This is a genomic window from Pseudomonas sp. OE 28.3, assembly GCF_014268205.2.
Classification (GTDB): domain Bacteria; phylum Pseudomonadota; class Gammaproteobacteria; order Pseudomonadales; family Pseudomonadaceae; genus Aquipseudomonas; species Aquipseudomonas edaphica.
Genome location: NZ_CP077082.1, coordinates 4,494,665 through 4,510,523, shown reverse-complemented (window position 1 = coordinate 4,510,523; position 15,859 = coordinate 4,494,665). Strand labels below are relative to the sequence as shown.

Here is a 15,859-nt window from a genome sequence, read left to right as displayed (position 1 = left end):
ATCTTTAGGAGAGCAGGATGAAATTCAGTGAACAATGGCTGCGTGGCTGGGTAAGCCCGCAGGTAGATCGCGACGAGCTGGTTGCTCGTCTGTCGATGGCCGGCCTTGAGGTCGATAGCGTAACGCCGGCCGCCGGTGTTTTCACCGGCGTGGTGGTGGGCGAGGTGCTGAGCACCGAGCAGCACCCCGATGCCGACAAGCTGCGTGTGTGCCAGGTCAGCAATGGCGTGGAAACCTTCCAGGTCGTGTGCGGAGCGCCAAACGTGCGCCCGGGCCTGAAGATTCCGTTTGCCATGATCGGCGCCGAACTGCCGGGCGACTTCAAGATCAAGAAAGCCAAGCTGCGTGGCGTTGAGTCCAACGGCATGCTGTGTTCCCAGGCCGAGCTGCAAGTCGGCGAGGGCAACGATGGCCTGATGGAACTGCCGGCCGATGCGCCAGTGGGTCAGGACATTCGCGTTTACCTGGAACTGGAAGACGCCAGCATCGAGGTCGACCTGACCCCGAACCGGGGTGACTGCCTATCCCTCGCCGGTCTGGCCCGTGAAGTGGGCGCGCTGTACAACGCCCCGGTCACCCGCCCGGTGGTGGCCGCAGTCGCTGCAGTCCACGACGAAGTGCGCCCTGTCGACGTACTGGCGCCAAACGCCTGCCCACGTTACCTGGGTCGTGTGATCCGCAACGTCGACCTGTCCAAGCCAACCCCACTGTGGATGGTTGAGCGCCTGCGTCGCGCCGACGTGCGCAGCATCGATGCCGCCGTGGACATCACCAACTACGTGATGCTGGAGCTGGGCCAACCGCTGCACGCCTTCGATCTTGCCGAAATCAATGGCGGCATCCGCGTGCGCATGGCCGAAGAAGGCGAGAAGCTGGTATTGCTCGACGGCCAGGAAGTCAGCCTGCGCGCCGACACCCTGGTAATTGCCGACCATTCCCGCGCCCTGGCGATTGCCGGCGTGATGGGTGGCGAGCACAGCGGCGTGTCCGAAACCACCCGCGATATTTTCATTGAGAGTGCGTTCTTCGACCAGATCGCCATCGCTGGCAAGGCTCGTTCCTACGGCCTGCACACCGATGCCTCGCACCGCTACGAGCGTGGTGTGGACTGGAAACTGGCCCGTGAAGCCATGGAGCGCGCCACTGGCCTGCTGCTGGAAATCACCGGCGGCGAAGCCGGCCCGATCACCGAAACCGTCAACGAGCAGTTCCTGCCGTCGATTGCACCGATTACCCTGCGCGCCAAAAGCGTCGAGCAAATGCTTGGCCTGGTGATTGAACCTGCGCAGATCGAGCAACTGCTGTCCGCACTCGGCCTGGGTATTTCCGCCGGTGGGGAAGGGCAGTGGCACGTAGAAGTGCCAAGCCATCGTTTCGACATCAGCCTGGAAGTCGACCTGATCGAAGAGCTGGCCCGCCTGTACGGCTACAACCGCCTGCCGGTTCGTTACCCGCAAGCGCGTCTGGCACCGCAACCCAAGGCCGAGGCGCGTGCGCACCTGCCAGAGTTGCGTCGCCTGCTGGTTGCCCGTGGCTACCAGGAAGCGGTGACTTATAGCTTCATCGATCCAAAGCAGTTTGAGCTGTTCAACCCAGGTGTTGAGCCGTTGCTGTTGGCTAACCCGATCTCCAATGACATGGCCGCCATGCGTTCGTCGCTGTGGCCGGGTCTGGTTAAGGCACTGTCCCATAACCTGAACCGTCAGCAGGACCGCGTGCGCATGTTCGAAAGCGGCCTGCGCTTTGTCGGCCAACTCGATGGCCTCAAGCAAGAGCCGATGCTGGCGGGTGTTGTCTGCGGTAGCCGCCTGCCAGAAGGCTGGGCACAGGGCCGCGATGGCGTGGACTTCTTCGACGTTAAAGCCGATGTGGAGGCGGTGCTGGGCTTTGCCGGTGCACTGGATGACTTCACGTTTGTGTCTGGTAGCCACCCGGCATTGCACCCGGGCCAGACTGCACGTATCGAGCGCGAAGGGCGTTTGGTGGGTTTTGTCGGTGCCATCCACCCTGAGCTGTCGAAAACATTGGGCCTGGACCGTCCGGTCTTTGTTTTTGAGCTGGTTCTGGCTGAAGTGGCGTCGGGCAAGATGCCTAAATTCAGCGAGTTGTCGCGCTTCCCTGAAGTGCGTCGTGACCTCGCGCTGATCGCCGACCGTGAAGTGGCCGCCACTGCCGTTCTGGACGTAATCCGTGAAAATGCAGGGGAATGGCTGACAGACCTCAGGCTATTTGACGTCTATCAGGGTAAAGGCATTGATCCGCATAGAAAAAGCCTTGCAGTTGGCTTGACCTGGCAGCATCCATCGCGCACTCTTAATGACGATGAGGTGAATACCACGACACAAAATATCCTCACCTCGCTCGAACAAAGGTTGAACGCCACGTTAAGGAAGTGACGTATGGGGGCTTTGACGAAAGCTGAGATGGCGGAACGTCTGTACGAAGAGTTGGGTCTGAACAAACGCGAAGCCAAGGAATTGGTCGAGCTGTTCTTTGAAGAAATTCGGCACGCTCTGGAAGACAACGAACAGGTCAAATTGTCCGGTTTCGGCAATTTTGACCTGCGGGACAAACGCCAGCGGCCTGGCCGCAATCCAAAAACGGGAGAAGAAATCCCGATCACGGCTCGCCGTGTGGTCACCTTTCGTCCAGGGCAGAAGTTGAAGGCCCGAGTTGAGGCTTATGCTGGAACCAAGTCATAACGACGAACTACCCGTCATCCCAGGCAAACGCTACTTCACCATTGGTGAAGTCAGCGAGCTCTGTGCGGTCAAGCCGCACGTGCTGCGCTATTGGGAGCAGGAGTTTCCTCAACTCAACCCCGTCAAACGCACCGGGAACCGTCGGTATTATCAGCGCCAGGATGTGCTGATGATCCGACAGATCCGTGCGTTGCTGTACGACCAGGGGTTCACCATCAGCGGCGCGCGCCAGCGTATGTCCGGTGATGAAGCCAAAGACGACACCACCCAATACAAGCAAATGATCCGCCAGATGATCTCCGAACTCGAAGATGTGCTGGTGGTGTTGAAGAAGTGATACAAGCTTTTAAAATACTTCCACATTTCAAAAGCTTGCGGTATATTCCGGATCGCTTCGTTACGAAGCAAACCCAGTAACACGCCTAGTCGGGGCGTAGCGCAGTCCGGTAGCGCACTAGCATGGGGTGCTAGGGGTCGAGTGTTCGAATCACTCCGTCCCGACCATATTCTCGATCAAGCCCAATCTGAAAAGGTTGGGCTTTTTCATGTGCGCGTTTTTTGGGGAACGCCCCAATTTTTCTCCCTTGTACCGTCTGCCATACCCAAGCGTATCCCTAAGCAGGCAGTACTCTTATACGGTTTTTCGGCGCTTGAGAATGAAAGTATCCGAGATGAAAGGTTGCATAACGCACCCAGCGTCTTGGAGAAACTCATGAGTTGTGAACAGCAAACCCCTACCACCCATGCACGTGGCATTGATGTATCGCGCTGGCAAGGAGAGATCGACTGGCGCCGCGTCGCGTCAGCCGGTGTCACCCATGCCATTGTGAAGATGACCGAAGGGGGCACCTACACTGACCCTCGGTTTGCAACAAACTTTGCCGGGATGCTGGCCCACGGTTTGACTGCGGGGGTTTACCACTACTTTCGTGCACTGAGCAGTACCCCCGGCGAACAACTGGCCAATATTCGGCAGCGGATCTGCGAGGCCAACTTCGAGGTCGGGAAGCACATCCTGGCCATTGATGTAGAAACCTCGCGCAACGAAACGGCGAGCGCGGATCAGATGGCCGATGCCTTGTACGAACTGGTAATGCTGCTCAGCACGCAGGTGCTCGATGGCGCCCATCCATACATCTACACGTCACCCAGCATCTGGGCTGACCGTGTGGCGTGGCGCAAGTACGATTTCAGCCCGTGCCCGTTGTGGATCGCCCACTGGGATGCCAAGCAGCCGACAGTGCCCGAAACCTGGCGTAGCCACGGCAAGCGCTGGCACTGGTGGCAGCACAGCAGCAAAGGCCAGGTCGATGGCATTCAAGGTGCCGTGGATCTGGATTGGATCAAGCGCTGAAGGCTTCAGCCAGCCGAACGCCCGCGCTGGCTGAGGTACTCCACAAACGGCCCGATATCCGTACTGCACAGCAAATGCGCCACCTCACGCACCTCAGCCTCCGGCCAGTCCCACCAGGCGGATTGCTCAAGGATCAGCCGAGTCGGTTCATCAAAACGCCAGCGGATATGTTTGGCCGGGTTGCCGCCGACGATGGCGTAAGGCGCCACATCCTTGGTCACAATCGCGCCTGCCGCCACGACTGCGCCATTGCCGATGGTCACGCCCGACAGAATCTTCGCGTGGGAGCTGATCCAGCAATCATTGCCAATGATCACGTCGCCTTTGCTGCCACCAAAGTCGGTAATGTGCGCGAGGCTTTTCATCTTGGCGGGGAAGGGGTAGCAACTGAGCCAGTCGGTGCGATGATGGCCGCCCAAATACACTTCCACATTGCCGGCAATCGAGGTGTAGGCGCCGACACGCAGGGTCGTGCCTTCATGCCAGTCGTGCACCTTCAAATCGCCGTAGGTGCCTATGCCAAAGCTGTAGTTTGGATAGCGGTTGCGCAGTTTTTGCGTCGAGCGCTCCAGCGGGGAGAGCGCGCGTATTGCCTTGCGCGCTTTTTTTTCGCGCCATTTACGCAATAACTTCATGCGGTGAGCCTTTATGCAGAGATTGAAATCAGGCGACATCGTGAGCAATGGCTGCCCTCTATGCAAGACGAAGGCTTTATCTGCTGAAAAAAATCGCCAACCCCTGTCCCTTTTTTGCGCCTCGCCTGTCATTCCAGGCAAGTGAACAAAATCGAGAGCTTCTCCCCATGCCCGCAGTCCGACCCATGCGCTTGCGCCCGTTGCTGAACCTGAGCCTGATGCTGAGCCTCAGTGCCAGCCCGTTATTTGTCCCGCTCAGCTATGCCGAAGGCAGCACCGCCCGCCGCAGTTACCAGGTGCCGGCCGGTAGCCTGAGCGCCGCATTGACGCGCTTCGCCGGGCTCGCCGGGGTCAACCTGTCGGTGGACCCGGCGCTGGTCAGCGGTCGCAGCAGCGCCGGCTTGTCGGGTGAATACGGCGTGGAGGAGGGCTTTGCGCAGTTGCTGACGGGCTCGGGCCTGCAGTTGCAACCGATGGGCACGCAGGCCTACAGGCTGATGCCGGTGCCGGAAAGCGGCAGCCTGCAACTGGCACCCACGTCCATCGTCGGTACCACTGGGTTGGCCGATGGCGATACCTATGCCGGTGGCCAGGTGGCGCGGCGTGGCTCGCAAGGCCTGCTCGGCTCACGGGACTTTATGGAAACCCCGTTCAGCATGACCACCTATACCGCCGAGGCGGTGAAGAACCAGCAGGCGCGTACCCTCGGCGATCTGGTCGCCAGCGACCCTTCGGTGCGCGCCACCAACCCGGCGGGCGGGCGCTACGAGCAGTTCACCATTCGCGGGTTCAGCCTGTTCAACAGTGATGTGGCCTACAACGGCCTCTACGGCGTACTGCCGACGTACACCATCGACATGGAAATGGCCGAGCGCGTCGACATCCTCAAGGGCCCGAGCCAGTTGATCAACGGCATCTCGCCGCGCGGCAGTGTGGGCGGCGGGATCAACGTGGTGCCCAAGCGCGCTACCGACAAGGACATCACCTCGCTGACCGGCACCTGGGCCTCCGGCAGCCAGGCCGGTGGCGCCGTGGATGTGGGGCGGCGCTTTGGTGAGGACAACAAATTCGGCATCCGTTTCAATGGCGTGAAGCAGTCCGGCGATACCGAATGGGATCACCAGAGCGTCGACCGTGAAATGGCGGTGCTGGGCCTGGATTTTCGCGGCGAGCGCCTGCGCCTTTCCACGGATATCGGCCACACCGAGCGCGACACCGATGCGCCGCAGGAACGTGTACAAGTCGGCGCCAATGCCAGGGTGCCGAGCGCCAATGACGTACGGCATAACTACGCACAGCCCTGGAGCAAAGCCCGTACCGATGACACCTTCGGCACGGTTAACGGCGAGTTCGACCTCAGCGACAGCGTCATGCTGTATGGCGGCGTCGGCGCGCGTAAAAGCAACCACGACTTCTTGCGTCACGCGGTGTCCGTCACCAACAACGCCGGGGATTTCAGCGTATTGCCACGGGATTTCACCCGCGATGAAAACGTGCGCACCGCCACCGCCGGGGTGCGCAGTTGGTTGCATACCGGGCCGGTCAGCCATGAGATCAACCTGGCGGCCAGCTACTTCTATATGGACTTTGAAAACGGCGGCGCCCGTTACGCGGCGGCGCCGAGCAACCTGTACAACCCGGTAGAAACCCCAACCCCTTCACGGCCAACACGCCTGGATTCCAAGGTCTACACCGAGAACCGCTTCAGTGGCGTGGCGCTGTCCGATACCCTGGGCTTTTTCGACGAGCGTTTATTGCTGACATTGGGCGCGCGCTGGCAGCGGGTCAAGGTCGACGACTGGACCAACAACGTCAAAGGCGCTACGGCCTACGATGAGGAAAAGGTCTCGCCCTCCGGCGGCATCCTGTTTAAAGCCACCGACAAACTGTCGCTGTACGCCAACTACATGGAAGGCCTGAGCCAAGGCAAAATCGCGCCGTCGACCTCGATCAACGAAGATCAAATCTTCCCACCGTTTGTCAGCCGCCAGGTTGAAGTAGGCGCCAAATACGACGCCGGCGCGTTTGCCGTGACGGCCGCGGTGTTCCGCATCAAGCAGCCAGCCTACGAAACCAACGCTACTACGCGAGTGTTCGGGCCCAACGGCAAACGCCAGAACGACGGCGTGGAGCTGAGCGTGTTCGGCGAGCCGCTCAAGGGCGTGCGCTTGCTGGGCGGCGTGATGGTTATCGACAGCGAACTGACCCACACCACCAACGGTACTTTCGACGGCAACCGCGCGCCGGCCACGCCCAAGTACAACGTCAACCTGGGCGCCGAATGGGATGTGCCGACGGTGGAAGGCCTGACCCTGACCAGCCGGGGTATCTATTCCAGCTCGCAGTACCTGGACCAGTCCAACGTCAAGGAAATCGACGCCTGGACACGCCTTGACGTTGGTGCGCGCTATGCCTTCAAGGTCGACGATAAGCACATCACCTTGCGGGCGAATGTCGAGAACGTCGCCGATAAACGCTACTGGAGTTCAGCGGGTGCTTCGGATGACAGTGAGCCGGGCCTGACCCTGTCCACGCCGCGCACGTATTTGCTGTCGGCCACCGTCGACTTCTAAACGCAACGATCATGAGGGGAAGACCAATGTGGGAGCTGGCTTGCCTGCGATACAGGCACCTCGGTCTGTCAGTAAGACCCGGTCGATGCTATCGCAGGCAAGCCAGCTCCCACACAAGCCAACTGCCACATAGCCCTGACCACATAAGCCAGCCCACACCACGGACGTGCCGCGTTAATAAGAATGTTTTTTGATTGCATCGCCTCAATATGGAATAGTACCCGCCGTTTTCCCCGGCCCGTCCAGCCGGGGTGTTTTAACGCCGAGGTCTTTGTCATGCGAATGTTGCGCTCCATCCCGACCCTTGCCGCCTGCCTCCTGGCGTTGTCTTCCAGCGTGTTGAACGCCGCGCCCATCGACCTTAATGATGGCCAGCACGCGGTGCACCTGCCGGATGCGCCCAAGCGCGTGGTGGTGCTGGAGTTTTCCTTTCTCGACAGTCTCGCCGCCATAGACGTTACGCCGGTCGGCGCTGCGGACGATGGCGATGCCAACCGCGTCTTGCCGCGTGTGCGCCAGGCCATCGGCCAATGGAAGTCGGTGGGCTTGCGTTCGCAACCGAGCATCGAAGAAATCGCCCGGCTCAAGCCGGACTTGATCGTCGCCGACCTCAATCGTCATCAGGCGTTGTACAGCGACTTGGCGAGCATCGCGCCGACCTTGTTGCTGCCATCACGTGGAGAAGATTACGAAGGCAGCCTTAAATCCGCCGAACTGATCGGCACGGCCCTGGGCAAAAGCGCGCAGATGCACGCGCGCATCGCCCAGAACCGTGAACACTTGCAGGCCATTGCCAAGCAGATTCCGGCGGGTGCCAGCGTGTTGTTCGGGGTTGCCCGTGAAGACAGTTTTTCCGTACACGGGCCTGACTCCTACGCCGGCAGCGTGCTGCAAGCCATCGGCCTGAAAGTGCCGTCGGTACGCGCCAAGGCTGCGCCGACTGAATTTGTCAGCCTGGAACAATTGCTCGCGCTTGACCCTGGCTGGTTGCTGGTCGGTCACTATCGACGCCCAAGTATCGTCGACACCTGGAGCAAGCAGCCGTTGTGGCAAGTGCTCGGTGCGGTGCGTAATCATCAAGTGGCCGAGGTCGATGGCGACAGTTGGGCGCGTAACCGAGGTGTATTGGCGTCGGAGCAAATCGCTGAAGACACCCTGGCGATTCTCAAGGGCGGCAAAGCCGTATTGAGCCAATAACCGTGCAGCGCAGTTTCGCGGCGGCAGGCATTGTGCTGCTGGGTGCCGTGTTGTTCTGGTACTCGTTGTACAGCTGGTCGCCGTTCACCATCACTGCGACGGATGCCTGGAACGGCCTGGTTCATCAGGGCAGCATTGGCGGCAATATGGCCTATATCGTGGCGCAGCTGCGCGTGCCGCGTGCGTTGTGCGCGGCGTTGGTCGGTGCCTGTCTGGGGCTGGCCGGTGCACTGATGCAAGGCATCACCCGCAACCGCTTGGCATCGCCTTCATTGTTTGGCGTGACGGCCGGCGCGGCATTGGGATTGGCCTTGTTTTCCACCGGTTTGGTTGCGCCGCCCTTTGCCGGGGGCGCCTTGTTGATGACCTGCCTGGGCGGCGCGCTGGCCTGGGTCACGGTGTTCAGCCTCGGCGGCGCGTGGTCGCCGACCACCGCGCAAGGTCGGTTGGTATTGGCCGGTGTGGCGGTTGCGGCGCTGTGCGCGGCCTTGACCCGGCTCACGGTGATTCTGGTCGAGGCCCAGGCCCAAAGCGTGCTGAACTGGCTGGCCGGGTCGCTGGCCAATGTGGGTGCGGCCCAGGTGCAATTGCTCTGGCCGTGCACGCTGATCGGCGGCGTGTGGGCGCTGTGGTGTGCGCCGCGCCTGAACCTGATCAACCTCGGCGAAGACGCCGCGCGCTCGTTGGGCGTCGGTATCGCCAGCCTGCGCTTGCAGGTGTTTGTCGCCAGCTTGCTGTTGGTGGGCGCCAGCGTGTGCGCGGTCGGCCCCATTGGCTTTGTCGGGCTGATCGCGCCCAATATCATTCGCCAGTTTCTCGGTAACGACTACCGCTGGCTGATTCCGCTCAGCGCGGTGTTGGGCGCGGTGATCGTGCTGGGCGCCGACTTGCTCAGTCGCGCGGTGGCCTTTCCAGTGGAAACCCCGGCGGGTGTGGTCACTGCTTTGATCGGCGCACCGTTCTTCCTGTTTCTTGCCAGGCGCACCCTATGATTCGGCCACGATTACGTTTATGGCTGCTGCTGGGCTTGCTGCTGGTGGCGTTGCTGGCGAGCCTCAGCGCCGGTACGGTGTGGCTCAAACCTGCCACCGTGCTGGAGCGCCTGCTGGCCCACGATGCCCTCGATTTTGAAGTGTGGAACCACCGCCTGCCACGCAGCCTGATCGCCATTCTGGCCGGCTGCGCCTTCGGCCTGGCCGGTGCGATTGTGCAGGGCGTGATCCGCAACCCGCTGGCCTCGCCGGAAATTCTCGGCGTGACCCAGGGCGCCGGGCTGGCGCTGACCGTGGCGATCATCAGCTGGCCACACCTGCCGATTGCCTGGCTGCCACTGGTGGCCTGCCTGGGCGGTGCCGGTGGGGCCTTGCTGCTGGCGCTGTACAACACCGGCGTGAGTTTTTCCGGGGTGCGTTTTGCGCTGTCGGGGGTGGCGATTGCGGTGACCTTGTCCAGCGTCACCGAGTTTTTGATCCTGTCCCATCCGTTGGATATCAACACCGCGTTGCTCGCGCTGACGGGCAGTTTGTGGAGCCGCAATTGGCACCATGTGGCGCTGGTGCTGCCTTTTCTGCTGTTGATCCCGCTGGGCCTGTGCCTGGCTAAACCCCTGAACCTCATTGCTCTCGGCGATGAGGCCGCCCACAGCCTGGGCACTGCGCTTGGCCGTACCCGCTGGTGGGCGATGGCCTGCGCGGTGGTGCTCACCAGCCTGGGTGTCGGCGTGATCGGGCCGATTGGTTTTATCGGCCTGGTCGCACCGCACATGGCGCGGCGCCTGGTGGGTGGGCATCACCAGTACCTGCTGCCGGCTGCGATGCTGATTGGCGCGTTATTGCTGGTGCTGGCCGACACGCTTGGACGCACGTTGATTGCGCCCAGCGAAATCCCGGCGGGCGTGCTTACGGCGGTGATTGGTGCGCCGTATTTTCTTTGGTTGCTGGCACGGTTCAAGGGTTGATGACATGAGTATTTTGCAGGCACACCAACTCGACATCGGCTATGGCGCCACGCGCATTGTGCAGGGCCTCTCGTTCGTACCGCCGACAGGTCGCGTCACCGCGCTGATCGGCCCCAACGGCTGCGGCAAATCCACCTTGCTCAAGGCGTTTGCGCGCATCCTCAAGCCGACCCAGGGCGAGTTGACCCTGGATGGCCACGCCTACGCCAGCTTGTCCGCTCGGCAACTGGCGCGGCAGATCGCATTTTTACCGCAGGTATTGCCGGTGCCGGAAGGTGTCAGCGTGCGCCAGTTGGTCGCCTACGGCCGCAGCCCGCATAACTCGTTGTGGGGGCGCCTGAGCGGCAACGATCAAGCCCAGGTGACCCAGGCCATGCAGCGCCTGGAGCTGGACAGCCTGGGCGACCGCGCGTTGGCGGATTTGTCCGGCGGCCAGCGCCAGCGCGCCTGGCTGGCCATGGTGCTGGCACAGAATGCGCCAGTGGTGTTGCTCGACGAACCCACCACTTACCTCGACATCAGCCATCAGGTGGAACTGCTCGACCTGATGGGCGAACTGGCCGTCGAGGGCAAAACCGTTATCACCGTACTGCACGACATCAACCAGGCCTGCCGCTACGCCGACCACTTGGCGGTGATGCACGCCGGCAAGCTGGTGGCTGACGGCCCGCCCGCCCAAGTGATCAGCGCCGAGCTGATGCGCCAGGTGTTCGACGTGCAAGTGCAGATCATGCAGGAGCCGGTTGCCGGCACGCCAATGTGCCTGGTGGAAAAAAGCACTCGCATCCACGCCTGACCCTGTTCGCTCTCACGCACTAATGCTCGTTCCCACGCTCCGCGTGGGAATGCAGCCCGTGACGCTCCGCGTCACAAGGTTGCAGGGCGGGACGCGGAGCGTCCCATGAGGCATTCCCACGCGGAGCGTGGGAACGATCAGCAGGAAAACATTATTTATATGAATAAAGTTATTCGCTAATAATGAAAGTAGAGAATATTAGCTTATACCCAAATAGCATTATATTTTTAAAATCCATTCCGTTATGTTTGATCGCAACAGCCTACCCCTGACCTCGGATGGTACCCAGCGTGATTCAGATTCTGCGCGCCATAACCGGGTAAAGACCCCGCGGCAGAATCGTTGGAAGGGAGTTCAACGTATGTTGCCGATTCAAAACCCTCGCTCACTCCACACCTAGTTCCCCATCGCAGCGACACCCTGAAAAACGAGCACCGCGCCCGCCGCGCGACTGCCCGACTTCGCGATTCGGAAAGCCTGGAGTGGTCATGAAGCAAGTTTTACCCCCCACCGCCGCACTCACGCTGGCCCTGTTGGCCGGCACTGCATCCGCCCAGGACGACAGCACCTTGTCCACCGTGGTGGTCACCGGCAACCGTGGCGCCGAGCAGCGCACCGTCACCAGCAGCCCGGTGCCGATCGATGTGGTCAGCGCCAGGCAACTGCAAAGCACCGGTAAGCCTGGCTTGATGGAAGCCTTGAGCGCGGTGATCCCGTCGCTGACCCTGCCTGAAAAAACCGGCTGGGACGCCAGCGGCATTGCCCGTGCGCCCAACCTGCGCGGCTTGAGTGCTGCCGAAGTGCTGGTGCTGGTCAACGGCAAACGTCGCCACACCAGCGCCACGCTGAACATCAATGGCATCAACACCGGCGCGGCACCGGCCGACCTGGATTTGATCCCCATCAGTGCCATCGACCATGTGGAAGTGCTGCGCGACGGCGCCGCCGCCCAGTACGGCTCGGATGCCATCGCCGGGGTCATCAATGTGATCCTCAAGGCTGATACCAGCGGCACCGCCGTCACCAACGTCGGTCAGGGCTACGACGGCAAGAAGCAAACCGTGCAACAAAGCCTCAACAAGGGGTTTGAAATCGGCAACGGCGGCGTTGTGCAGTTGGCCCTGGATGCGCGCAGCCAGAATGACGACAACAAAGCCAGCGCCAACGGCTACACCTATGAGCAAGCCTACAACCAGGCCGGCAGATCGACCTACGGCGGTTACGGCACGCCCAAGACCAATCTGCTGACCCTGGGCTACAACGCCGAGCTGCCGATTGATGACAGCCTCAGCCTGTATTCCTTCACCACCTACTCGCGGCGCAAGGCCGAGCAGGGGCAGAACTACCGGCTGCCGACCATCACCAACACCATCACCACCGGGCCGAATGGCTACCCGGCCGGGTACACGCCGACCTGGTACATCGACGAGGACGATTTCCAGGCCGCGTTCGGCGGCAAAGGCACCGTTGGCGCGTGGGACTGGGATTTGTCCACCACCTACGGGCGCAACGAGGCGGAACAGGGCACCACCCACAACCAGAACCCGTCGCTGGGCGAGTACACGCCCAACAGCTTCACTTCTGGCACCTGGATTTCCACCGAGCTGACCACCAACCTCGACTTCAAGCGCGGCTTTGATGTCGGCCTGCAAAAACCGTTGGACCTGTCCTACGGCTTCGAACATCGGCGCGACACCTATGAGGTGCAGGCGGGTGACTACGCGTCTTATGCCAATGGCGGCTACTGCGTGGCGCCCGGCAACTGCGCGTCATCCGGGGCGCAGGTCACCAACGGCATTTCGCCGGATGAAGAAAGCAGCGCCTCGCGCAACAGCCTCGCCAGCTATGTCGATGTGGGCTTCAACCCGCTGCCGGACTGGTACATCGGCACCGCCTTTCGCTACGAGCATTACAACGAAGGCATCGGCGCCACCCGCAGCGGCAAGCTGACCACACGCTACGATTTCACCCCGCAATTTGCCGTGCGCGCCACCGTCAGTAACGGCTTTCGCGCGCCGTCCCTGGCGAATAGCCTGTTCAGTGCGCGCTCCACCACTTATGGCGTGGTCGACGGCGTGTATCAGTCGATCAACTACGGCGTATTGCCGGTGGGTTCGGCGGCGGCCAAGGCCCTCGGCGCCCAAGAGTTGAAGCCCGAGCGCTCGACCAACTTCAGCCTGGGTTTCACCCTTACGCCCACCGACCGCCTGAACTTCACCGCCGACGCCTACGTGATCAACCTGCGCGACCGCATCACCCTGACCGGCACCTTGCTCGGCCCCGAAGTCACTCAGGTACTGCAAAGCAACGGCATCAACTCCACCTCCGGCGGCCAGTACTTTATCAACGGCGCCGACACCCGCACCAAGGGCGTGGATCTGGTCAGCAACTACAACCAGGACCTCGGCCAGTTCGGCGCCTTGAAGTGGACCGCCGCATTCAACTGGAACCAGACCAAGATCCTCAACTACAAGGCGTCCACCGATATCCTCGGCACGCCCTATGACCTGATGGACCGCCAGGCCCGTGGCCTGATCACCGATGTGCAGCCCAAGACCAAACTCATCCTCGGCGGCGACTGGAGCATCGACCGCTTCAACCTCAACCTGGCCCTGACCCGCTACGGCGCCTACAAAGAGGTCAATTTCTCGGCCAATCGCGACCTGGACCGGGTTTACAACGCCCGCTGGATCACTGACCTCGACCTTGGCTACAACCTCACCAAAGCCCTCAACATCGCCGTCGGCGCCAAGAACCTGTTCGACCTTTACCCCAAGAAACAAGGCGTGCCGAGCAGCACCATGCTCGCCAGCTACGGCACTTATTCGCCCTACGGTTTTACCGGCGGGTACTACTACACCCGGCTGACTTACGCCTTCTAAGGCCGCAACCCGCGAGGAATAGAACATGCCCATTGTCGCCAAATCCTATGACCTGATCGAAGACGTCAGCCCGGTTCGCCAGCGCCGCGTTGCAACGCCCATCAAGGCCCTGCAAGTGGTTCCCGCCCGCCACCCGTGGCGCTGGGCCGGGTCGATCTTCGCTGCGCTGGTGCTGCTCGCCATCGTGCATTCACTGGCCACCAACCCGCGTTGGGAGTGGGGCGTGTTCGGCCAGTGGTTCTTTTCCGCCTCGGTGCTGCGCGGCCTCGGCCAGACGCTGCTGCTGACGCTGCTCAGTACCGTGTTCAGCATCCTCTTCGGCACTGCATTGGCGCTGGCACGGCTGTCGGGCTCGCCATTGCTGGCGGCGTTGGCCTGGGGCTATATCTGGTTTTTCCGCTCGATGCCGGCGCTGCTGGTGCTGATCATCCTCTACAACTTTGCCTACCTGTATGACCACATCGTGCTCGGGGTGCCGTTCACCCGCGTGGTGTTCGCCGAGTGGTCGACCGTGGATGTGCTCAGCCAATTCACCGTGGCGGTGTTGGGCCTGAGCCTGATGCAAGCCGCCTACGCAGCGGAGATCATTCGTGGCGGTTTGATTGGCGTGGATGCCGGCCAGCATGAAGCGGCGGCGGCCCTCGGTTTGCCGGCTTCGCGACGGATTTTTCGCATCATCCTGCCCCAGGCGCTGCGCTCGATTTTGCCGTCGGGTTTCAACGAAATCATCGGCCTGGTCAAGGGCACGTCCATCGTCTACGTGCTGGCCTTGCCGGAGCTGTTCTACACCGTGCAGGTCATCTACAACCGCACCCAGGCGGTGATCCCGCTGCTGGTGGTGGCGACCGTGTGGTACCTGATCATCACCACGGTGCTGACCAGCGCCCAGTACTACGTCGAGCGCCACTTTGCGCGCGGTACGGCGCGGGTACTGCCGCCCACACCGCTGCAACGCCTGCGCGGCTGGCTCAAGGAGAAAACCCATGGCTGAAGCACGCGCCGGGCGCATTCAGATCCAGGGCGTGGGCAAGCGCTTTGGCAACCAGCAGGTGTTGAAAGACATCGACCTGACCATCGACCCAGGCAAGGTCACGGTGATTCTCGGGCCGTCCGGCTCGGGCAAATCCACCTTGCTGCGCACCATCAATCACCTGGAAAAAATCGACAGCGGGCACATCACCATCGACGGTGAATACGTCGGCTATCGGCGCAAGGGTGACCTGCTCTACGAATTAAAAGAACGCGAGATTCTCAAGCGCCGCATTGACGTGGGTTTTGTGTTCCAGAACTTCAACCTGTTCCCGCACCTCACCGCCTGGGAAAACGTCGCCGAAGCACCGCTGGCCCACAAGCGCTGGAGCAAGGCCGAGGCGCAGGCCAAGGCCTGCGAGCTGCTGGCCAAGGTCGGCCTGGCCGACAAAGTCGATGCCTACCCACGCCAGCTCTCCGGTGGCCAGCAACAGCGTGTGGCTATCGCCCGCGCCCTGGCGCTGGATCCCAAAGTGCTGCTGTTCGATGAACCCACCTCAGCCCTCGACCCGGAGCTGGTGGGCGAAGTGCTCGACGTGATCAAAGGCCTGACCCAACTGGGTGTGACCCTGGTGATCGTCACCCACGAAATCGGGTTTGCCCGCGAAGTGGCCGACCACGTGGTGTTCCTGTGTGACGGCCAACTGATCGAAGAAGGCCCGCCCGAACAGATGTTTCGCCAACCCCGACATCCCCGCACCGTGGCCTTTCTGGGCAAGGTGCTTTAGTTCAAG

At 61.5% G+C, this 15,859-nt stretch carries 13 protein-coding genes and 1 tRNA gene; 13 read left to right on the top strand and 1 reads right to left on the bottom strand.

Going from position 1 to position 15,859, the window contains the following annotated elements; translation table 11 throughout:
* Positions 1-17 precede the first annotated feature (17 nt).
* The 5 genes from pheT to HU759_RS20120 all read left to right on the top strand — a co-directional run bounded on the left by pheT (position 18) and on the right by HU759_RS20120 (position 4,056).
* A complete protein-coding gene (gene pheT / locus HU759_RS20140) occupies positions 18-2,396 on the top strand; it encodes a phenylalanine--tRNA ligase subunit beta (protein ID WP_170040739.1) in 2,379 nt (792 codons plus the stop codon).
* 3 nt (positions 2,397-2,399) lie between these two features.
* Positions 2,400-2,702 carry an integration host factor subunit alpha gene (gene ihfA / locus HU759_RS20135; protein WP_002553164.1) on the top strand — a complete coding sequence of 101 codons (303 nt, stop codon included), beginning with the start codon at positions 2,400-2,402 and terminating at the stop codon, positions 2,700-2,702.
* Positions 2,683-3,039: a MerR family transcriptional regulator gene (locus HU759_RS20130; protein ID WP_003219935.1), complete on the top strand. Its 357-nt coding sequence runs from the start codon at positions 2,683-2,685 to the stop codon at positions 3,037-3,039. Before ihfA ends, HU759_RS20130 begins: the two co-directional genes overlap by 20 nt.
* A 90-nt stretch (positions 3,040-3,129) precedes the next feature.
* Positions 3,130-3,206, top strand: a tRNA-Pro gene (locus tag HU759_RS20125).
* A gap of 208 nt (positions 3,207-3,414) precedes the next feature.
* Entirely contained in the window at positions 3,415-4,056 is a 642-nt protein-coding gene (locus tag HU759_RS20120; protein WP_170040376.1) for a glycoside hydrolase family 25 protein, read from the top strand.
* A gap of 5 nt (positions 4,057-4,061) precedes the next feature.
* On the opposite strand, the gene HU759_RS20115 is transcribed toward HU759_RS20120, so the two are convergent.
* Positions 4,062-4,691 (bottom strand): CatB-related O-acetyltransferase, encoded by a 630-nt coding sequence (locus HU759_RS20115; RefSeq protein ID WP_017138700.1) that lies wholly within the window; start codon positions 4,689-4,691, stop codon positions 4,062-4,064.
* Positions 4,692-4,858: 167 nt separating this feature from the next.
* Here HU759_RS20115 and HU759_RS20110 point away from each other — a divergent pair, with 167 nt between their 5' ends.
* The 8 genes from HU759_RS20110 (at position 4,859) to HU759_RS20075 (ending at position 15,853) form a co-directional block, all read left to right on the top strand.
* The gene (locus HU759_RS20110) at positions 4,859-7,264 is read left to right on the top strand and encodes a TonB-dependent receptor (RefSeq protein ID WP_170040378.1); all 2,406 of its coding nucleotides are present in this window, start codon (positions 4,859-4,861) and stop codon (positions 7,262-7,264) included.
* A 276-nt stretch (positions 7,265-7,540) separates the two neighbouring features.
* The gene (locus HU759_RS20105; protein WP_170040380.1) at positions 7,541-8,461 is read left to right on the top strand and encodes a Fe(3+) dicitrate ABC transporter substrate-binding protein FecB; all 921 of its coding nucleotides are present in this window, start codon (positions 7,541-7,543) and stop codon (positions 8,459-8,461) included.
* Between the two features lie 2 nt (positions 8,462-8,463).
* Positions 8,464-9,453 (top strand): iron-dicitrate ABC transporter permease FecC, encoded by a 990-nt coding sequence (fecC, locus tag HU759_RS20100; RefSeq protein ID WP_170040382.1) that lies wholly within the window; start codon positions 8,464-8,466, stop codon positions 9,451-9,453.
* Positions 9,450-10,418: an iron chelate uptake ABC transporter family permease subunit gene (locus HU759_RS20095; protein WP_138450896.1), complete on the top strand. Its 969-nt coding sequence runs from the start codon at positions 9,450-9,452 to the stop codon at positions 10,416-10,418. The genes fecC and HU759_RS20095 overlap by 4 nt, the downstream gene beginning before the upstream one ends.
* Before the next feature lie 4 nt (positions 10,419-10,422).
* Positions 10,423-11,214 (top strand): Fe(3+) dicitrate ABC transporter ATP-binding protein FecE, encoded by a 792-nt coding sequence (fecE, locus tag HU759_RS20090; protein WP_186617571.1) that lies wholly within the window; start codon positions 10,423-10,425, stop codon positions 11,212-11,214.
* A gap of 488 nt (positions 11,215-11,702) precedes the next feature.
* Positions 11,703-14,096: a TonB-dependent receptor gene (locus HU759_RS20085; protein ID WP_170040386.1), complete on the top strand. Its 2,394-nt coding sequence runs from the start codon at positions 11,703-11,705 to the stop codon at positions 14,094-14,096.
* A 25-nt stretch (positions 14,097-14,121) separates the two neighbouring features.
* Complete coding sequence (locus HU759_RS20080) at positions 14,122-15,087, top strand: amino acid ABC transporter permease (RefSeq protein WP_017138707.1); 966 nt, start codon at positions 14,122-14,124, stop codon at positions 15,085-15,087.
* A complete protein-coding gene (locus HU759_RS20075; RefSeq protein WP_138450888.1) occupies positions 15,080-15,853 on the top strand; it encodes an amino acid ABC transporter ATP-binding protein in 774 nt (257 codons plus the stop codon). Before HU759_RS20080 ends, HU759_RS20075 begins: the two co-directional genes overlap by 8 nt.
* Positions 15,854-15,859 lie beyond the last annotated feature (6 nt).